General features: G+C 75.3%; 16 protein-coding genes. 11 read left to right on the top strand and 5 right to left on the bottom strand.

Going from position 1 to position 19,856, the window contains the following annotated elements:
* Window positions 1-42: 42 nt before the first annotated feature.
* Window positions 43-921 carry an NAD(P)-dependent oxidoreductase gene (locus CO540_RS03080; protein WP_099160820.1) on the bottom strand — a complete coding sequence of 293 codons (879 nt, stop codon included), beginning with the start codon at window positions 919-921 and terminating at the stop codon, window positions 43-45.
* Between the two features lie 203 nt (window positions 922-1,124).
* On the opposite strand from CO540_RS03080, the gene CO540_RS03075 reads away from it, so the two are divergent.
* The 7 genes from CO540_RS03075 (at window position 1,125) to CO540_RS03045 (ending at window position 7,825) form a co-directional block, all read left to right on the top strand.
* Window positions 1,125-2,831 (top strand): S8 family serine peptidase, encoded by a 1,707-nt coding sequence (locus CO540_RS03075; protein WP_099160819.1) that lies wholly within the window; start codon window positions 1,125-1,127, stop codon window positions 2,829-2,831.
* Window positions 2,832-2,875: 44 nt separating this feature from the next.
* Window positions 2,876-3,433: a hypothetical protein gene (locus CO540_RS03070; protein WP_157779045.1), complete on the top strand. Its 558-nt coding sequence runs from the start codon at window positions 2,876-2,878 to the stop codon at window positions 3,431-3,433.
* Window positions 3,434-3,494: 61 nt separating this feature from the next.
* Entirely contained in the window at window positions 3,495-3,986 is a 492-nt protein-coding gene (gene smpB / locus CO540_RS03065; protein WP_099160817.1) for an SsrA-binding protein SmpB, read from the top strand.
* 114 nt (window positions 3,987-4,100) lie between these two features.
* Window positions 4,101-4,538, top strand: a complete 438-nt coding sequence (locus tag CO540_RS03060) for a VOC family protein (protein WP_099160816.1) — start codon at window positions 4,101-4,103, stop codon at window positions 4,536-4,538.
* A 60-nt stretch (window positions 4,539-4,598) separates the two neighbouring features.
* Window positions 4,599-5,174, top strand: coding sequence for a winged helix-turn-helix domain-containing protein (locus tag CO540_RS03055; protein WP_099160815.1), 576 nt, complete (start codon window positions 4,599-4,601; stop codon window positions 5,172-5,174).
* Window positions 5,171-6,433, top strand: coding sequence for an MFS transporter (locus CO540_RS03050; protein ID WP_099160814.1), 1,263 nt, complete (start codon window positions 5,171-5,173; stop codon window positions 6,431-6,433). The genes CO540_RS03055 and CO540_RS03050 overlap by 4 nt, the downstream gene beginning before the upstream one ends.
* A gap of 153 nt (window positions 6,434-6,586) precedes the next feature.
* Window positions 6,587-7,825: a glycoside hydrolase family 16 protein gene (locus tag CO540_RS03045; RefSeq protein WP_099160813.1), complete on the top strand. Its 1,239-nt coding sequence runs from the start codon at window positions 6,587-6,589 to the stop codon at window positions 7,823-7,825.
* Between the two features lie 281 nt (window positions 7,826-8,106).
* Here CO540_RS03045 and CO540_RS03035 read toward each other — a convergent pair whose 3' ends face one another.
* Window positions 8,107-8,436, bottom strand: coding sequence for a hypothetical protein (locus tag CO540_RS03035; RefSeq protein ID WP_253866398.1), 330 nt, complete (start codon window positions 8,434-8,436; stop codon window positions 8,107-8,109).
* Window positions 8,437-8,559: 123 nt separating this feature from the next.
* Between CO540_RS03035 and CO540_RS03030 the strand changes: the two genes are divergently transcribed.
* Genes CO540_RS03030 through CO540_RS03020 form a run of 3 tightly spaced genes read left to right on the top strand, consistent with a single transcriptional unit; the run spans window position 8,560 to window position 10,104 of the window.
* Window positions 8,560-9,327: a Scr1 family TA system antitoxin-like transcriptional regulator gene (locus CO540_RS03030; protein WP_099164564.1), complete on the top strand. Its 768-nt coding sequence runs from the start codon at window positions 8,560-8,562 to the stop codon at window positions 9,325-9,327.
* Window positions 9,318-9,509 carry a DUF397 domain-containing protein gene (locus CO540_RS03025; protein ID WP_099160812.1) on the top strand — a complete coding sequence of 64 codons (192 nt, stop codon included), beginning with the start codon at window positions 9,318-9,320 and terminating at the stop codon, window positions 9,507-9,509. Before CO540_RS03030 ends, CO540_RS03025 begins: the two co-directional genes overlap by 10 nt.
* Window positions 9,510-9,513: 4 nt before the next feature.
* Window positions 9,514-10,104, top strand: a complete 591-nt coding sequence (locus tag CO540_RS03020; protein ID WP_099160811.1) for a GNAT family N-acetyltransferase — start codon at window positions 9,514-9,516, stop codon at window positions 10,102-10,104.
* A 106-nt stretch (window positions 10,105-10,210) separates the two neighbouring features.
* Here the strand turns inward: CO540_RS03020 and CO540_RS03015 are convergent, their stop codons facing one another.
* Entirely contained in the window at window positions 10,211-15,991 is a 5,781-nt protein-coding gene (locus tag CO540_RS03015; protein WP_099160810.1) for a TIR domain-containing protein, read from the bottom strand.
* Between the two features lie 108 nt (window positions 15,992-16,099).
* On the opposite strand from CO540_RS03015, the gene CO540_RS03010 reads away from it, so the two are divergent.
* Window positions 16,100-17,332 carry an SLC13 family permease gene (locus CO540_RS03010; protein WP_099160809.1) on the top strand — a complete coding sequence of 411 codons (1,233 nt, stop codon included), beginning with the start codon at window positions 16,100-16,102 and terminating at the stop codon, window positions 17,330-17,332.
* A gap of 628 nt (window positions 17,333-17,960) precedes the next feature.
* Here CO540_RS03010 and CO540_RS03005 read toward each other — a convergent pair.
* Together CO540_RS03005 and CO540_RS03000 are read right to left on the bottom strand one after the other, a co-directional pair.
* Complete coding sequence (locus CO540_RS03005; protein ID WP_099160808.1) at window positions 17,961-18,407, bottom strand: hypothetical protein; 447 nt, start codon at window positions 18,405-18,407, stop codon at window positions 17,961-17,963.
* On the bottom strand, window positions 18,400-19,749 hold the full coding sequence (locus CO540_RS03000; protein WP_099160807.1) for a molybdopterin-dependent oxidoreductase: 1,350 nt from the start codon (window positions 19,747-19,749) through the stop codon (window positions 18,400-18,402). The genes CO540_RS03005 and CO540_RS03000 overlap by 8 nt, the downstream gene beginning before the upstream one ends.
* Between the last annotated feature and the right edge of the window lie 107 nt (window positions 19,750-19,856).

Raw genomic sequence — 19,856 nt, 5'->3', positions numbered from 1 at the left:
GCCCGCGTCCCAGGGCCGGGCTAAGAGAAGCTCTCGCCGAGGTTAAGGTCGGCGGGTCGCGCCGGATCCGAGCACCCGGGTCACCACGGTCAGGTCGTCGTCGCCGAGGCCCTGGTCCACCGCGTGCCGCCACTCGGCCGCCAGCGCCTCGCCGGCCGGGAAGCTGCCCGGCGGCGCCTCCCGCAGCGCCAGCTCCACGTCCTTGAGCGCCAGCGCGAGCGCGTACTGCGCGCCGTGCTCGTCGCGGACGATCCGGCCCAGCTTCTCGGCCGCCCACGGCGACACCAGCGGGCTGCCGCCCAGCGCCTCCCGCACGGTGTCGCGGTCGAGGCCGAGCGTGTCGCCGAGGGCGACCGCCGCGGCGACGCCCTCGTTGACGAACGCGAGCAGCAGGTTGTTGACGAGTTTGAGCCGCGAGCCGGCGCCGGTCGGCCCGAGCCACAGCGTCCGCTGGCCGACCGCGTCGAAGACCGGCGCGACCCGCTCACGGGCCTGGTCCGGCCCGGAGGCGAGCACCACGAGCCTGCCCTGCTCGGCCGGGCCCCGGCTGCCGGCCACCGGCGCGTCGACCAGCGTGACGTCGGGGCGCTCGGCGGCGACCAGTTCGACCAGCCGTGCGGTCTCGGCGACCCCGATGGTGCTCATCTGCGCCCAGACCGCCCCGGCCGGCAGCGCGGCGAGCATGCCCTGGTCGACGGCGACGGCGCGCACCGCGGCGGCGTCGGTCACCATGGTCACCGCCACGTCCGCCCGCCGGGCCGCGTCGGCCGGGTCGGCGGCCACCTCGGCGCCCCGGTCCGCGAGCGCGCGGGCCGGCTCCGGGTGCCGGTTCCACACCACCGTGTCCAGGCCGGCGCCGACCAGGTTGGCCGCCATCGGCGTCCCCATGCCGCCGAGGCCGAGCACCGCCACCCGTGTCATCCACCGCTCCCGTCGTCACCCGTCCCGGCCAGCCTAGGCGCGGGACCGGGCGGCGGCGTCCCACACCCCGGATCGGACCGACGGGTCGGTCCGCAGCTCACCGGACCATCGTTCACTTTCGCAAGTTTCCGGAAATCCTTTCTTATCAAGACTGTCCACTTGCAAGCCTTGAAAGATTTTCCAAGCGCTCCTAGCGTGATGGCGTGCTTCGTCGCCTCGCCCTCCCGCTCGCGGTGGTCGTCCTCGCCACCGTCCCCGCGCCGGCCCCGGCGGTCGCCGGGCCCCCGCCGGCCGCTGCGCCCGCGTTCCTGGTGCGACCGGCCGCCGGCCCGGCCGCGCTCACCGACGACCTCGCCGCGGTGGGGCGGGCCGACGGCGTCCGGCTGGCCGTCCGGCGCACGCTCGCCACCGGTGACCTGCTGGTGCGCGCCGACCACGCCCTGCCCGCCCGCGGCGTGGCGGCGCTGCTCGACCGGCTGCGCGCCCGCGCCGACGTGGCCTGGGCCGGCCAGGAGACCCGACTGCGCGCCGACACCGACCCGGTCCCGCCCGTCGCGTGGGACCTGCACGACCCGGTCGGCGGCGTGTACGCGGACGCCGCCTGGGCCACCGGCGCGGACGGCGCCGGCGTGACCGTCGCGGTGCTCGACACCGGTGTCACCCGGCACCACGGCCTGGCCGGGCGGCTGCTCCCCGGCTACGACTTCGTCAGCGCGCCGGACGACGCCCGCGACGGCGACGGACGCGACCCGGACGCCACCGACCAGGGCGACTGGGCCGAGCCGGGCGACTGCGGCGCGGAGTTCCGCCCGAGCAGTTGGCACGGCACCCACGTCGCGGGCACCGTCGCGGCGCGCGACGAGAGTGGGGTGGCCGGGCTCGCCCCCGGTGCGCGGATCCAGCCGGTGCGCGTCCTGGGCCGGTGCGGTGGCACCACCGCCGACCTGGTCGACGCGATCGTCTGGGCCGCCGGCGGACGCGTGCCGGGGGTGCCGGACAACCCCACCCCCGCCCGGGTGCTCAACCTCAGCCTCGGTGCGCCCGGCTCGTGCGACCCGGCCACGCAGGCCGCGATCGACGACGCCGTGGCGCGGGGCGCGACAGTGGTGGTGTCCGCCGGCAACGCCGGCGCCGACGCCGCCCAGCAGACGCCGGCGAGCTGCGCCGGGGTGCTCACGGTCGCGGCCAGCACCGTCGACGGCGAACGGGCCGGCTACTCCAACCGGGGTACGGCGGTCGAGCTGGCCGCCCCCGGCGGCGACCGGGAGCACGGCGTACGGTCCACCGTCGACACCGGCCGCACCGTGCCCGAGGGCGACGGCTGGGCGGCGTACGCCGGCACGAGCATGGCCGCGCCGCACGTCAGCGCCGCCGTGGCGCTGCTGCTCGACCGCCGCCCCGACCTGCGTCCCGCCGAGGCGGCGGCGCTGCTCACCGCGACCGCCCGGCCCAGCGCCCGACCCGACGAGTGCCGCTGCGGCGCCGGGGTGCTCGACGTCGACCTGGCGCTGCGCGCCGCCACCGGCCGACCCGGCGCGACCACCCGCCTGCTGGTGCGGGCCGAGGTGCGCCCCGGCGAGCCGACGGTCGAGAGCGCCGGGGTACGCCTGGCCGGCACGCTGAGCCGGCTCGGCACCGGCCTGCCGGACTGGGATCCGTCCGGCGTGCCGCTGCGCCCGGTCGACCGGACCGGCCCGTACCGCACGGTGCTCACCGTGCCGGCCGGGACCGAGCTGGCCTACAAGTACACGCTCGGCGACTGGGCGCACGTGGAGCAGACCTGGACCGACAGCGACGCCGGCTGCGCCGACGTCGCCGACCGGACGGTCACCACCGGCGCGCCCGGCACCGTCCAGGTCGTCGCCGACCTCACCACCGGATTCCGGGGCGTCCCGCCCTGCGACCGCTGACCACCGCACCACCACCGCCTCACCCCGTGACCGGAAGGACGACCATGCGACGCACAGTGCGCGCACTGCTCACCACGCTGGCCCTGCTCGCCACCGCGCTCGGCGGACCCGCCGCGGCGCACGCCTCCCCGCCGCCCCCGCAGGAGCTGGGCGGCCTCGACCTCGGCGCGTACTGCCGGTCGCTCGGCGCGGCCGACGCGGTGCTGACCGGTCAGACCGCGTACGACTGGCACTGCCGGGCCGGCGACGGCCGCCTCGGCGACCTGACCTTCGAGGCGGCGTGCCGATGGACGTACCGGACCGACGCGGCGACGGACCGGATCGGCGACTTCTACGATCCGACCTCGGTGCGCTGCTGGCGGGTCCGCGCCGACGTGGTGACGCCGGACCTGACCCGCTGGTGCCAGGTCACCGGCAACTCCACCGCGGAGCTGCGCGGCGGCACGGTCTACGACTGGCGCTGCGTGCGCTACAGCCGGGCCGGCGTGACCTACTCCGACATCGACGTGCTGGCCGCCTGCCGGGAGACCACCCTCGGGTACGCGACCGTCGAGCGCTTCGTCCGCTTCGGCGACCCGTACTCCTGGCAGTGCCGGGTCTGATCCTCCCCACCACGCCCGCCGGCGTCGGCTCCGTGCCGGCGCCGGCGGGTATCCTGCCGGCGTGGCCAGGGAGAACGGGCGCAAGCTGATCGCCTCGAACAAGAAGGCGCGGCACGACTACGACGTGCTCAAGACCTACGAGGCGGGCATCGTGCTGGCCGGCACCGAGGTGAAGTCGTTGCGCGAGGGTCGGGTGTCGCTGGTCGACGCGTTCGCCCAGGAGCACGACGGCGAGATCATGCTGCACGGCCTGCACATCGCCGAGTACGGCTTCGGCACCTGGACCAACCACGCGCCCCGACGTACCCGCAAGCTGCTGCTGCACCGGGTGGAGATCGCCCGGATCCTGGAACGGCTGCGCGACGGCGGGATCACGCTGGTGCCGCTGTCGATGTACTTCGCGGACGGCTGGGCCAAGGTCGAGCTGGGGCTGGCCCGGGGCCGCCGCTCGTACGACAAGCGCCAGGTGCTCGCCGAGCGCGACGCCAACCGGGAGATCGCCCGGGAGATGGGCCGCCGCCTCAAGGGCCGTACGGTCGGCCGCCGCGCCTGATCGGTCCGCCCACGTGTTGCGGACAGTTCCTGTCCGCTGGCTCCGGCAAGCTGGACGGCGACCGATCACACGCGCCGCCGCCTCGCCGGCGGGCAGGACGGAAGGCGAGCTGAGATGGCCCGCGACGTGCAAATCACCTTCGACTGCGCCGACCCGGCGAAGCTGGCGGCGTTCTGGGCCGAGGCCCTCGGCTACCGGGTCCAGGGCCCGCCCGAGGGCTTCGACTCGTGGGAGCAGGCGCTGACCGCGATGGGTGTGCCGCCGGAGCGGCACAACGACGCGTCGGCGGTGGTCGACCCCGAGGGCTCCGGTCCGCGGCTGTTCTTCCAGCGGGTGCCGGAGCCGAAGCGGGCCAAGAACCGGCTGCACCTGGACGTGCGGGCCGCGCCGGGGCTCACCGGCGAGGCCCGGATGGCGGCGCTGGAGGCGGCGGCCGACCGGCTGGTCGCGCTCGGGGCGACCCGGGGGGACCGGCACGAGCCCGCTCCCCCGCTGGCCGCCGGCCACATCGTGATGGCGGACCCGGAGGGCAACGAGTTCTGCGTCGACTGATCGAGGCGGCGACATACAACACTCCTTGTACATCATTTCTTGTTGGTCTAGCGTGGCGGCATGGCGGACGATCCGAGCACCGTGCACCTGACCGACGCGCGGGCCATGCGGGCGCTGGCCCATCCCACCCGGCTGCGCCTGCTCGGCGAGCTGCGCCGGCGCGGTGCGCAGACCGTCGGCCTGCTGAGCGAACACACCGGCGAGGCGGTCGGCTCGGTCAGCTACCACCTGGGCAAGCTGGCCGAGCACGGCTTCGTGACGGAGGCGCCCGACCTGGCCCGCGACCGTCGCGAGCGGTGGTGGCAGGCGGCGCACGCCCGCACCCAGTGGGAACCGGTCGAGCTGCTCGACGACCCGGAGCGCCGGCTCGCCTCCGACCTGTTGCGCCGGGCCGCCATGCAGCGCTACGTGGACCGCTACCTGGCATACCTGGAGTCCGAGGCCGACCTCGACCGGGCCTGGGTGCGCGGCACCACCAGCAGCGACACGGTGCTGCACCTGACCCCGGACGAGCTGGTGGAGCTGCGCCGGGAGCTGTCCGAGCTGGGCGCCCGGTGGCAGGCACGCGGCGCGCCCGGGCGGCCGGGCGCGGAGATGGTGACGCTGATCTGGCAGGCCTACCGGGGCCCGCGGTGACGGGCGACCGCCGGCCGCTGGCCGGGCTGCTGATCGGGCACGCCGTCTCGCTGACCGGCAACGTGCTGACGTTGATCGCGCTGCCGCTCTACGTGCTGGCCGAGACCGGCTCGCCGGCGGCCACCGGGCTCGCCGGCGCGTTCGCCACCGCGCCGGTGGTGCTCGGCGGCGCGTTCGGCGGCGTGCTGGTCGACCGGATCGGCTACCGCCGGTCCAGCGTGCTGGCCGACGTGGTCTCCGGCGTGACGATCGCCGCCGTACCCCTGTTGCACGCCACCGTCGGCCTGCCGTTCCCGGCGTTGCTGGCGCTGGTCTTCGTCAGCGGGCTGCTGGACACCCCGGGCCAGACCGCCCGGACCGCGCTGATGCCGGAGGCCGCGGCCGCCGCCGGGGTGCCGATCGAGCGGGCGATCGGCTGGGAGGAGGCGACCTCGCGCGGCGCCCGCATGATCGGTGCGCCGGTCGCCGGGCTGCTGGTCGGCGTGCTGGGTGCGGTGCCGGTGCTGGCCATCGACGCGGTGACGTTCGCCGTGTCGGCGCTGGTCGTGGCGCTGCTGGTGCCGCGCGGCCTGCGCCCGGCCGCCGAGGAGCCGGAGCCCGACCGGCGCGGCTACTGGTCGGAGTTCGCGGCCGGGCTGCGGTTCCTGGTCCGCGAGCCGCTGCTGCGGGCGATGGTCCTGCTGGTGCTGGTGACCAACCTGTTCGACGCGGCCAAGAGCCAGGTGCTGCTGCCGGTGGTCGCCGACCGGGAACTCGGCGGGCCGGCCGCGTTCGGCCTGCTGGTGGGCACCATGGGCGGGGGCGCGTTGGTCGGCTCGCTGGTGTTCAGCGCCATCGGCCACCGGCTGCCCCGCCGGGCCACGTTCGTCACCGCCTTCGCGGTGTGCGGCGCGCCGCCGCTGTGGGCGCTCGCCGCCGCGCCGCCGCTGCCGGTGGTGGTCGCGGTGGTGGCGGTGGCCGGGCTGGCCGCCGGCGCGCTCAACCCGCTGATGGGCGCGGTGGAGGTGGAGCGGGTGCCGCCGGGCATGCGGGCCCGGGTGTTCGGGGTGATCGGCGCCGGCGCGTGGGCGGCCATGCCGGTCGGCGCGGTCGGCGCGGGCCTGGCGGCCGACCGGTTCGGTCCCACGTCCACGCTGGTCACCATCGGCGCCTGCTACCTGCTGGTGGTGCTGACGCCGCTGCTCGGCGGGCCGTGGCGGGAGATGCGCCGACCGCCGTCGGCGCGGGATCGACAGCCGGTGCCGGCCGACGCCGCCTGACGACCGGCACGCATCGACGGGGAGCGCTCTCTTGACAGGGGACGGCTTCGTTCATACCTTCATCGAAGCCTATCTTTATGGTTTGTTTACCGTTCGGCGGGCCCGGCCGCCGGCACGGGAACGACCCACCCCCACCACCGCAGGAGGCACCCCGTGCGCAGCATCCGTACCGTCGCCGCACTGGCGATGGCGGCGGTCGGCCTCACCGCCGCCCTCACCACCGTTCCGAGCACCCCCGCGATGGCCGCCCCCGGCGCGGTCACCTGGTCCGACGACTTCAACGGCCCGGCCGGCGCCGCACCCGACGCGAGCAGGTGGCGCTACGACGTCGGCGGCAGCGGTTGGGGCAACAACGAGTTGCAGTACTACACCACCAGCACCCGCAACGCCGCGCTCGACGGCAACGGCAACCTGGTCATCACCGCCCGCAAGGAGAACCCGGCCGGCTACAACTGCTGGTACGGCAGCTGCCAGTACACCTCGGCCCGCCTGCTCACCAACGGCACGTTCGCCCAGGCGTACGGGCGGTTCGAGGCCCGCATCAAGGTCCCGCGCGGGCAGGGCCTGTGGCCGGCGTTCTGGATGCTCGGCAACGACATCGGCACCAACCCGTGGCCCAACAGCGGCGAGATCGACATCATGGAGAACGTCGGCTACGCGCCGTCCACCGTGTGGGGCACCCTGCACGGCCCGGGCTACTCCGGCGGCAACGGCATCGGCGCGTCCACCTCACTGCCCGGCGGGCAGGCCCTCGCCGACGCGTTCCACACGTTCACCGTGGACTGGGCGCCCGACTCGATCACCTGGTACCTCGACGGCGTCGCGTACTCCCGCAAGACCCCGGCCGACGCGGGCGGCAACCGCTGGGTCTTCGACCACCCGTTCTTCATGATCATGAACGTGGCGGTGGGCGGCAACTGGCCCGGCTCGCCGGACGGCTCCACCACGTTCCCGCAGACCATGACGATCGACTACGTGCGGGTGCAGGCCTGGGACAACGGCGGCGGGGGCACCGGCGGCGGCCAGATCGTCGGCTACGGCGACAAGTGCGTCGACGTGGCCGGCGCCAACACCGCCAACGGCACCGCCGTGCAACTGTGGACCTGCAACGGCACCGCCGCCCAGCGCTGGACCTGGAACGCCGACGGCTCGGTGCGCGCGCTCGGCAAGTGCCTCGACGTCACCTCCGGCTCGACCGCCAACGGCGCCAAGGTGCAACTGTGGGACTGCAACGGCACCGGAGCGCAGAAGTGGGTGTTCAGCTCCGCCGGCGACATCGTCAACCCGCAGGCCAACAAGTGCCTGGACGCCACCGGCCCCAGCTCGGCCGACGGCACCCGGCTGCAGATCTGGGAGTGCGGCGGCACCGCCAACCAGAAGTGGCGGCGCTGACCGGATCCCCCGCCCGGACGGGCGGCGCTCACCGCCCGCCCCGGCGCCCCACCCAACCGACGAACGCCGGTAACGGTCGACCGCCTGCCCGCCCCGCGCCGGGGCGGGCAGGTCCGCCTCGGCCTGCGCGTACAGCGTGGCCAGAAGGACCAGCAGCGCGGGACGCGCCTCCCGGTAGGCCGCGAGCAGCCGCAGCTTCGCCGGCGAGCACGGCCAGGCGATCCCGCACGCCCGGCACCGCCAGGTCGGCCGCGACGGGACGTGCTCCCGGCGACCCCGGCTCACCGCAGCCTCAGCGCGACCGCGCGCGCCTCCTCGTCGGTCAACGGCAGGAACCACAGGAACCGCCGCACGATCTGCGGCGGTTGCGGCCCACCGGGACGGCCGCGCAGGTCACGGATCGCCCGCCGGGCCAGCCGGACGAACTCCGGCAGCAGCTCCGCCCGCCGCGCCGCGTCCGTGGGCGTCGCCGTCCACGCCGGACACGGCCAGTCCGCGCCGCAGGCGTCGCACACCCAGGCCGGACCGGTCGCCCGGTGCCGGCCCGGCGATCCGTCCCGCTCCCCCTCGGGTACGTCCGGCCCCACCACGCGGGCCCGCTCCTCCGGCATCGACCGTCCCCTCTCGTCGCGGCGACATGCCGTCGACCAGAACCCTGCCGAGCGTTGCGGGACAATCACACTGCGTTGCAGGATGGCTGCGGGATGCCCGGGATGTTCGAGGAGGACGTCAGGATGAACCGCGCCGTGGCGGCCGCGATGGCCGAGGCGGGCCACACCGCCGAGAGCCTCGCCGAGCGGGTCGGCGTCGACCCGAAGACCGCGGCCCGCTGGGCCAGCCAGGGCCGCATCCCGCAGACCAGGCACCGCGCCCAGGTCGCCGAACTGCTCGGCCGGGACGCGGCGGAGCTGTGGCCGGACGCGCTCAAGCGCAAGGAACCGGCCTGGTTCCGCCCCTGGGCCGACATCGAACGAGAAGCGACGTCGCTCCGAAGCTTTCAGCTCGCCTGGATTCCGGGTCTGTTGCAGACCGAGGCCTACGCACGGGCGACCCTGGCGGGAGAGGCGCTGTCCGAAGCCGAGATCGCCGGGCTGACCGCCGCGCGGATCGCCCGGCACGCGATCCTGCGCCGTGACCGCCCCCCGCTCCTGATCGCCGTCATCGACGAGTCCGTTCTCCGGCGCACCGCCGGCGGCGATCGGGCGATGATGGCCGAGCAGCTCGCTCACCTGGCCGAGTGCGCCACACTGCCCGCGGTCCAGGTCTACGTCGTGCCGCTGTCGGCCGGCATGTACCCGGGACTCGGCGGCCCCTTCACCCTGGCGGAACTGCCCGACGGTGGACGGGTCGCGCACGTGGACAGTCAGGCTCAGGCGCACATCATCGACAAAGCCGAGGACGTTGCTACCCTGGAACGGCGCTGGGAGCGGCTGCGCGGCGAGGCTCTGTCCAGAGCACACTCCCTCGACGTCATAAGGGAAGCGGCACGTTCATGGACCTGACCGGTGCGCGGTGGCGCACGAGCACGAAGAGCGGAAACAACGGCGGCGACTGCGTCGAGGTGGCCGACGGCGTGGCCGGGGTGGTCGGCGTGCGCGACTCGAAGGATCGGAGCGGACCGGTCCTCGTCTTCACGCCGCCGGCCTGGCGGGCGTTCGTCGCCCACCTCGCGCCCCGGCGCTGACGCCATGGGCGGGTTCACCCCCGGAACGATCCACACCGCGCGCCTGCTCCTGCTGCCGTTGTGCGCCGACCACGCCGAGGAGATGGCCGGCGTGCTCGCCGACCCGGCGCTGCACACCTTCATCGGCGGCGCGCCCGCCGCGGCGACGGCGCTGCGGGCCCGCTACGAACGGCTGGTCGCCGGCTCGCCCGACCCGGCCGAGTCGTGGTGCAACTGGGTGATCCGGGTACGCGACTCGGGCCACCTCGCCGGCACCGTGCAGGCCACCGTCACCGAGCCCCACGGGTCGGCACCGGACGGCGCGACGGGCGGCGCGCGGGCGGTCGGCCACCGGCACCTCACCGACGCGGACCCGGCCGCCGCCGGGCCGGTCGCGGAGATCGCCTGGGTGGTGGGCACCCCCTGGCAGGGGCGCGGGATCGCCACCGAGGCCGCCCGCGCGATGGCCGGCTGGCTGGGGCAGGGCGGGGTGCGTACCCTCGTGGCCCACATCCACCCCGACCACCGCGCGTCGGCGGCGGTGGCCACGGCCTGCGGCCTGGCCCCCACCTACGTGTGGCACGACGGCGAGGTCCGCTGGGTCGGCCCGGCATGATCGACACCAGGTCGCCGACGTGGCGGGGTCGAACGCGCCAGGACCCCGCCACCTCGCCGACCCGGAGTGGATCAAGCCCGGACCGTCGCGACCGGGGCCAGCGGGGTCAGAAGGGGGCGTCGATGGCCAGGCGGCGGACCTGGGTGAGGTAGGGGTCGAGTTCGCCGACCTCGAACCGGCAGGTGCCGATGACGTGCCAGAACTGGCCGCCCGGGTCACCGTCCAGCTTGTACCGGCCGTCCGGGCTGACCGCCGCCCAACCGTCCGGCAGGCCGATCAGCGTGGTCCGCAACTGGGCGTGCTCCGGGTCGGCCACGTCCCACAGTCGGATGGTGCCGTCGTCGCCGGCGCTGGCCAGGAGGCTGCTGTCCGGGCTGAAGTGCACCGACCAGACCCGCCGGGTGTGCGCCGCGAGGGTGCCGTGCAGCCGCCCGGTGCCCGGGTCCCAGAGGCGGATCACCAGGTCGTCGCCGGCGGTGGCGAGCAGGTTGCCGTCCGGGCTGAACGCGCAGGACCAGAGCCGACCGGTGTGCTCGGTGAGCACGGTGCGCGCCTCCCCGGTGGCCACGTCCCACACCACCGCGGCGCCGTCGTTCCCCGCGCTGGCCAGCAACGTGCCCTCGCTGTTGAAGCCCACCGAGTAGACCCGGTCGGTGTGGTGCTCCAACGTCATCCGGCAGGTGGCGGTGGCCGCGTCCCACAGCCGTACCGTCTGGTCGTCGCAGCCGGTGGCGATGGTCTCGCCGTCGGGGCTGAACGCCACGGTGCGCACGCGGCCCCGGTGCGGGGTGAGCGTGGCGAAGTGCCGGCCGGTGCGGCGGTACCAGAGGCGGACGGTGTCGTCGTCGTTCGCGGTGGCCAGGGCGTCGCCGTCGGGACTGAACGCGACCGCCCAGACGTGGTCGGTGTCGACGTTGAGTTCCCGCTCGTCCGCGCCGGTGTCGGTGTTCCACAGGTGCACGCCGCCGTCGCCGCTGGGCGTGGCGACCAGCGGCTCCTCCGGGCAGAACACCACCGACAGCAGGCGGTCCGCCGGGCTGGCGAGCTGCCGCAGCAACCGGCCGGTCCGCGGCTCCCAGAGCCGGATCACCCCGTCGTTGCCGCAGGCCGCCAGAACCTCGCCGTCGTCCCGGAACGACAGCGCGGTGACCCGCCGCCCGTGCCCGCGCAAGGTGTGCTGGAGCTGCCCGCTGCGCACGTCCCACAGCCGGGTGGTGCCGTCGTTGCTGCTGGTCGCCACCTGCGCCTGGTCGGGCCGCCAGACCACCGGCCAGACCGAGCCGCGGTGCCGGGTCAGCTCGTGCCGCACCTGACCGTCGTCGGTGTCCCAGATCTGGATCGCGCCGTCGCTGGCAGCGGTGGCGAGCAGGCTGCCGTCACCGTTGAAGCGGACGCTGTAGATCGCGCCGCGCTGCCGGCCGAGCACCCGGACCGGCCGCCCGGTCTCGGTCTCCCACAGGCGCAGCGCGCCGTGCGTGTCACCGGTGGCCATCAGCGTGCCGTCGGGGTGGATGTCGAGGGCGTACACGTCGGCCTCGTGGCCGCGCGGCTGGCGCACCGTCGCGCCGTCGGTGGCCCGCCGGACCCACACCCGGCCGTGCTGCCCCACGGCGACCAGCAGCCGGCCGTCCGGTGAGTGCACCACCCGGTAGACCACCTCCGGCTCGCGCACCTCGAACGCCAGCTTGCCGGTGTGGATGTCCCAGCCGCGCACCGCGCCGGCGCTGTCGGCGACCACCACCCGCCGGCCGTCCGGGCTGAACGAGGTGCCCCAGATCGGCGCGGCGTGCCCGGGCCACTCGTGGCGCATCCGTGCGGTACGGGTGTCGAAGAGCCGGACCACGCCGGCCGCGTCGCCGACCACCAGCCGGCCCCGGCGGCCGTCGGTGAGCAGCGGCCACACCCAGCCGGCGAAGACGTCCTCGATGACGTGCCGCACGTCGCCGTGGTCGGCGTCCCACAGCCGGACGGTGAGGTCGGCCGCGCCGGTGACGAGCTGGTGCGAGGCGGCGTCGTAGCGCACCGCGTAGACCCGGGACCGGTGCCCCGGCAACGTGCGCACCGGCAGCCCGGTGGCCGTGTCGCACAGCAGCACACCACCGTCGTCGCTGCCCACGGCGAGCACCGCGCCGTCCGGGCTGTACGCCACCGGCACCGGCAGCCGGCCCACCTCGAAGCCGTACCCGACGCCCACCGCGGGTGGCGCCAGGCCCGGCGCCACCGCACGGCCCGGCGCGACGACGGCGCCCCGCAGTTCCGGGGCCCGCAGCAGCGCCGCGTCCGCGCTGACGTCGATCAGCGCCGTCCGGTGCCACCTGCTGCCGGCGATCCGGGCCCCCCTCAGGTCGGCGCGGAACAGGCGGGCGCCGGCCAGCTCCGCGTCGCGCAGGTCCGCCCCGGCGAGGCGGGTCTGGTCCAGGCGGGCGCCGCGCAGCCGGGCGTGCTCCAGCCGCGCCTCGGTCAGGTTGGTGGCGACCAGCCGGGTGTCGGTCAGGTCGGCGCCGGTCAGGTCGGCCCCGGCCAGCTCCCGGTGGGACAGGTCCTCGCCGCGCAGCACCGCGCCGCGCAGGTCGGCCCGGTCGGGCAGGCGCAGCCGCGCGCTGAGCCGCAGCGCGTTGGCGCGCAGCGTCTCGCCGGCCGTCTCGTCGCCGAGCACCCGGGCGGTCCACGCGGTGCACCGGGCCGGGTCGGCGAGGTCGCCGAGGAACTCCACGGCCAGAGCGGACAACGACCGGACCGCCAGCGCGGCCGGCTCCTCGCCCCGGTTGAGCTGCTCGGCGACGCCCTCGGCGACCAGCCACTCCATCACCGAGGTGTGGATGAACCCGAACAGTCCGTCGTCGGTGCGCACCAGCAGGCTGCCGGCGCCGACCGCGTGCGCGGCCTGCGGCCCGGACAGCCGGGACTCGGCCCGCCCGGCGAGCTGGCCGGTGGCCTCGGTCAGCTCGGACAGCCGCAGGTAGGACTCGCCGCTCTCCCACAGCTGGAACGCCAGCCGGCTCACCGCCTGCCACAGCTCGGGCCGGCGCAGGTTCACCGGCGCCCCCGGGATGCCCTGGGTGCGCCGTTCCTCGAAGTCCAGCCAGGACTCCAGGATCTCCCGGTAGAGGGCGGCGGCGCTGAACGTGCCACCGGCCCCCGCGACGGCGGCCAGCCGGCCCTCGTCGAGGTTGGCGATGAAGCCGAGCATGCGCGGGTTACGGGAGAGGCCGAGCAGGTCCTTCACGCCGGCGAGCAGGTTCAGCCGCTCCCGGGCGGCCTGCTCGTCGCCGCCGTAGCGGTTGCGCAGGAACGCCTCGATCTGGCCGGGCGTGAAGTCTTCCACGGCCAGCACCCGGCGGTGCGGCAGCAGACCGACCCGCTCGCCCAACGCGGTCAGCACCTGCGAGTTGGTCTTGAAATGCTGGGTACGGCTGCTCACCACGATCTTCGCGTTGCCCTCGGCCGCCTGGAGCAGCGTCTCCAGGTGGTCGGCCGCCCGGTCGTAGGTCACCCGGGCCACCAGCTCGTCGAACCCGTCGAAGAGCAGCACGATCCGGCCCTGCCGCAACATGTAGCGGAACGCCTTGAGGTCGATCACCTGCTCGCCGTGGTTGGCCAGGTGCGCGGCGACCAGGCCGTCGACGGAGTGCGCCTTGTCCAGCGCGCGCAGCTCGACCAGGATCGGGATCAGGTCCGGCGCGGCGGTGGGCAGCCGGCGGGCCACCTCACGCAGCGCGAACGTCTTCCCGCGCCCGAAGTCACCGAGCACCAGCACGAACCGGCCGTCCGGGGCGGACACGGTCTCCAGCAGCTCGTCCACCACGTCGTCGCGGACCCGCTGGTCGGCGCCGACCAGGTGGCGGTAACGCTGCGGCACGTACTGCCCGGGCGGGTAGAGCCGGTCGGCCTGCAGCCGGGCGGTCTGCGCGGCGACGTAGTCGCGCAGGTCGAGCAGACCTTGGAACTCGGTCAGGTGCAGCAGCCGTACGCCGCGCCGCTGCGCCTCCTCGGCCAGCCCGCGCGGCGCCCGGTCGCCGTCGTAGACCAGCTCGGAGCCGAGGTCCGGGTCGGTGGCGTGGACCCGGCGGGCGAACCGGTCCACGTCGGCCGGCCCGGGGGTGCCCACGTGCGCGCCGACCCGCTGCTGCCGGACGACGCCGTCGGAGCGGTAGCTGACGTACAGGTGCGGCGGGTCGGCGTCGATCCGGCGCACCACCACCCGGTCGTAGCGGGCCTCGCAGACCTCGCCGAGGCGGTCGAGCAGCCGGTCCACCGGCGACCGCGGCGTCGCCACCGGGGCGGCGGGCTCGCTCTGGGTGGGCCCCTCCACGGCGGCCGGCCGGCGCGGGTCGGGCACCTGGGCCGGCCCGGCCGCGCCGAAGGTGGCCTCGGCGCGCGGCCAGCTCACCGCCGTCGACTCGCCGACCTCCAGCCGGTCGTCGCGGCCGAGCACCCACCGGGTCATCCCGTCCGCGCCGAGCCGCAGCACCTGCGCCCGGGCGTCACGGGGCGCGGTGGCCAGGGGCACCACCGGGTCGACCCGGGCGGCCGGCGCGGCGTCGGAGAGCAGCAGGTTGAGCATCGGGCCGACGAGCCGGTTGACCGAGCCCCGGTCGCGCAGCGACACCCCGTCCGGCGGGGCCTCGTCGGCGTACGGGCTGCGCGGGCCCGGGGCGTGCGCCATCGCGCCCAGCCGCAGCCACCCGGACTGCTGGTAGTGGCGCAGCCGCTGGGCGAACCAGCTGGACTGTGCCTCGCCGAGGAAGCCGTACCGGTCCTCCTCGCGGTGGGTGATGGCGATGGTGGAGTTCAGCCCGGCCACCACCACCCGCAGGTCGGGCACGCCGAACAGCGTCCACGGCTGTTCGCTGTCGAAGATCCGGTCGTCGAGACCCTGGTAGAGCTCGTCGAAGAGGCGCGCGTAGTGCCGCCACTTGGGCCAGTACGGCGGCTGCGGGTCGACGTCGTCGGCCTCGCAGGTGGCGAAGTAGGCCCGGCAGGCGGCCATCGTCACGTCCCGCGGGCCGGGCACCACGACGAGGCGGTGCGGCTCCAGCCCGAGCAGCACGCGCAGCCCGGTGAGGAAGCTCAACGCGTCGGAGAACTCGCGCGGGCTGCCGGACTCGGTCAGGTTGCCGGCCACCACGAGCAGGTCGGGCCGGGGCACCCCGTCGTTCATCAGCAGCGTCAGGTCACCCATCAGGTGCTCCTGGCGTTCGCCCGGGGTGACCGGGTCACCCGGGGAGATCACCCCCCGGCCGAAGCGGGGGCCGGCGACCTGGAGCACGGTGACCGTGTCGCGGGCCGTCGGCGGGGCGACCGAGGCCGGCGGGAACGGCGGCGGGTTGATCGGCGTACGCCGGGCGCGGCGCTGGGCGGGCGCGCCGCCGGCGGGGGCGGCGAGCACGCCGTGCGGGTCGTCGGGGTGGTGCGGGAAGGCCGGCTGCCGCATCGGCTTGGCCCGGCCGTCGAGCGCCTCCCGGATCCGGTCCAGCACCCGGGCGCGCGCCTGCGCCGGGTCGTCCACCCCGACCAGGTCGACGTAGGTGATGGTGGCGAGCAGGCCGTCGATGGGGCAGTCCTCCACCCGCACGGTGACCAGCTTGTTGCCGGTGCCGTCCGGGTCGGCGCGCAGCGCCGCCTGCCACTCCAGCTTGCCGTACGTCGAGTGCAGGTAGCGTTCGGACAGCACCGCCACCACCACCTCGGCCTCACGGACCCCCCGGTCCATGAAGTCGATGAAGTTGGTGCCGGCGACGAAGTCCCACGCCTGGAGCAGGGTGCGGTAACCGGCGGCCTCGAACTCCCAGGCCAGCCACGTCGCCCAGCGTTCGTCGGCGGGCGAGTAGCTGATGAAGAAGTCGATGGGGCGGTCGGACCGGGTGGGGTGCGCGCCTACAGCCACGTGGTCATTATGGCCACCGACGGTCAACAGATCGACACCCTCGGCTGCCCGGGCCGTGATCGCGTCGGGTCGGACCGGGCGCGGCCGGGTGTGCGAGGATCATCCCTCGTGGAGACCGTCGGCGATCCGCCGTCCGCCGCGCCGGACCGGCCCCGTCGGCGGCGCCTGCACACGCTGGACTGGATCGCGATCGGGCTGGCCGTGGTCGGTGTGGGCTGCGTGCTCACCGGGCTGCTCCCCCGCGCCGACGCCGAGGCCACCGTGCGGCGGATCGTCCCCATCCTGATCTTCCTCGGCACGGTGGTGGTGCTGGCCGAGCTGACCGCGGTGGCCGGGGTCTTCGACGCGCTCGCCGCCCGGGTGGCGATCACCGCCCGGGGCAGCTTCCGGGCGTTGTTCTGGCTCTGCGTCGCCGTCGCCTCGCTGACCACGATCGCGCTCAACCTGGACACCACGGCGGTGCTGCTGACGCCGGTGATGATCGCCCTGGCCCGCACCCTGAACGTGCCGCCGACCCCGCTGGCGATGACCACGGTGTGGCTGGCCAACACGGCGAGTCTGCTGCTGCCGGTGTCCAACCTGACCAACATCCTGGCCAGCGACCGGATCGGTCTCGACCCGCTGCCCTGGGCGGCCCGGATGTGGTGGCCGCAGCTGGTCGCCATCGCGATCACCATGCTGCTGCTCTGGTGGTGGTACTGGCGACCGGCCCGCGCCGGCGCTGATCCGTTCGTCCCGCCGCCGCCGTACGTGCCGCCGGACCGGACGCTCTACCGGACCGCGCTCGCCGCCTGCCTGCTGTTCGTCGCCGCCGTCCTGGCCGGGATCGAGATCGGGATCGCCTCCGGGGTGGCCGCCGCGATCCTGGTCGCCGGCTTCGCGGTGCGGGCCCGGCACCGGCTACGGCCGGCGCTGGTGCCGTGGCGGCTGCTGGTCTTCGTGACCGGGCTGTTCCTGGTGGTGCAGACCATCGGCCGGCACGGCCTGGACACGGTGATGGGCGCGTTGATCGGCGCCGACCCGGGGGCCGAGGGGGCGCTGCGGGCCGGCGCGGTCGGGGCGCTGTTCAGCAACGTGGTCAACAACCTGCCGGCCTACCTGGCCGGCGAGGCGGTCATCGCCGTCGACCGGCACACCCAGTTGCTGGCGTTGCTGGTCGGCACGAACGTCGGCCCGTTGGCCACGCCGTGGGCCTCGCTGGCGACCCTGATCTGGTACGAACGCTGCCGCGCCGCCGGCGTGGCGGTGCCGCTCGGCCGGTTCGTGGCGACCAGCGCCGCGTTGGCCGCGCTCGCCACGGCGGCCACGGTCGCGGCCCTGCTGGTCGGCCCCGGCGCCTGACCGGTCCCGTTCCTGTCCGACCCGCGCCCGTTTCCATCGTGACGTTCTCCCCTGCCCCGCCCGGCCCGCCAGCCGTCGCGGGCAGCTCCCGGACCACCGGCAGCCCGCGGCCGGCGCCCGGTGCCCGCGGCCGGCGCCCGGTGCCCGCGGCCGGCGCCCGCGGCCGGGGCCGATGACCGGTGGCCGTGGCCGGTGGCCGTGGCCGGTGGCCAGCTGCGGACTCCGACGCCGGCCCTCCATCGAGGAGGTCACGGAGCGTGACTCGGGGCGGGAAGGCCCTCGCTTTCACCGATATACCGGAGAGTCATAATTATGCCTATTCGGTATATCGGTCTCAGGAGGTCAACCGTCCTGGCTACGGGCGGGACAACGAGAGGCCGTCGGAACCGCCGAATACCGCCACGCCCCGGGGCGGCGGACGACGACGCATCTGCCCGCTGGTCGCGCCGTGAGCCGCGCGCCGTGAGCCGCGCCGCCCGCCGTGGGCCGCACGCCGCCCGCCGTGGGCCGCCCGCCGTGGGCCGCAACGTCGCACGGCAGGCCGTCGGAGGCTCGACCGCCACCCGCCGAGACGTCGCACGCCAGACCACCGCACGCCGGGCCATCGCACGCACGCCGGAGGGCGGGGTCACGGCGGTGGTGCGGGCGGACGGTGTCTGGTCCGGCGGAGCGCGTAGAGCAGTGCGCTGGCGGCGAAGAGCACGGCGGTGACCGCCAGCCAGCGGCCGAGCAGGGGCCGGGGCGCCAGGCCGGTGGCCGCCGTGTAGGTGCCGTCGCCCAGTCCGAGGATGCCGGGCAGGTAGACCAGGAACAGCAGCCCCGACCCGAGCGCCGGGACACGGACGTGGTTGCGCGGCGTCGGGCCGACCCGTCCCAGCAACCGGTCGACCGCCGCGTACGCCGGGAAGAGCACCAGGTCGTGCGCGACCACCGCGCCGAGGAACCACAGCAGCATCCGGCCGGCGGTCGGCTCGCCGGCCAGCCGCAACGCGATCCACCCGGTCACCGCGAAGCAGCCGACCAGGAGCAGCAGATGCCAGGGCGCCGCGCCGTACGCCCGCCGGAAGTCAGCCATCGAACACGATCTCCTCGACCCACTTGGTGCAGTGCACGCCGGGCAGCGCGGGCACCACGACCCGCGCCGGGAAGCCGTGGTCGGGGCTGAGGTCGACGCCGTTGACCCGCAGCGCGAGCAGCGCATCCGGGTCGGTGACCTGACCGCCGTGCAGGGTGGCCCGGTTGAACTGCCCGCTCCGCTCCAGCGACCGGACCCGGGCCACGGCGGGCGCGTCGGCCCCGACCAGCGCGGCCAGGTCCCGCAGGCGTACGCCGGTCCAGGTCTGCGACGTGGACCAGCCTTCCACGCAGGCGATCGGCAGGGTGGCGGTGTGCTGGGGCAGCGCGAGCAGCCGGGCCCGGTCCAGCGTCCGCGTCCGGTCTCCGGCGCGCAGCGTCAGCCGCCAGCCGGCGCCGGTCTGCTCGGGGGTGACGCCGGCCGCGGCGGCGGTGCGGTTGACCGGGAAACCGGTCGGCCCGTCGCCCACCCGCCGGCTGCGGGGCAGCAGCAACGCGGTCCGTCGCAGCGCGTCCACGCTCTGCCCGACGGTCAGCGCGGCCAGCAGCAGCGCGCCCCCACCGGCCAGCGCCAGCACGCCTCGGCGGCTCATCGTCGCCGGGCCCGGGTGGCGGGCCACCAGGCCGTCCGGATCGCGCGGCTCCGGCCGGGTCCGTGCCACCGGGGTACGCGCGAAGCCCGGCCCGCGCAGCGCGGTCACCAGCCGGGGCAGCTTGATCGTCACGTGGACCACCAGCGCGACGGTGAACACCCAGGCGCCGTACCAGTGTGCGGTGTAGAAGTCGAAGCCGAACAGGTACGCGTACTGGACGTTGAGCAGGCCGGTGGCGCTCTGGAACAGGATCCCGCCGACCAGCAGCAGCAACGACAGGCGTTCCAGCACCTGTGCGAGCGAGCGGGCCGGCGGCCAGGCGAACAGCTTCGGCACCACCGACCAGAGCTTGGTCAGCACCACCGGCACCAGCACGATCCCGAGCGTGACGTGCAGCCCCTGGGTGAGGCGGAACAGCCACACCGGGCGGGTCGGCCAGTCGAACACCGGTGGGTGCAGCCAGCCCACGTCCCGGGGAAACGCCTGCCCGAGGCGGGGGCCGTAGGCGATCCAGTCGAGCAGCCCGGTGACGATCACCAGCGGCAGCGTGACCAGCAGCGCGGCGCCCAGCACCGAGGTCAGCCACGGTCCGCGTACCGGACTGCGCCAGGACCGGTCCACCGCGTCGACGCCGGGCGGACGGCGCCGGTCCAGCGCGCGCCAGAGCCGGGCCGGAGCGGCGGGCCCGGGTCCGGGCGGCGGCGGGGCGTCGGACCCGCCGCCTCCCGCGGTCGCAGCATCGGTGGGCACGGCACCTCCCTGGGCGTCGGCGCCGGCCGGACGGCCGGCGCTCCCGGATTCGGACGCTAGACGTCGACGCCACCTCACGGCGGCTTTTGCCGCATTACCGAAGCCTT

The organism is Micromonospora sp. WMMA2032 (assembly GCF_002688545.1).
Lineage (GTDB): Bacteria > Actinomycetota > Actinomycetes > Mycobacteriales > Micromonosporaceae > Micromonospora > Micromonospora sediminicola.
The sequence above is the reverse complement of the archived record's forward strand: the minus strand, read 5'-3'. Positions and strand labels throughout refer to the sequence as shown.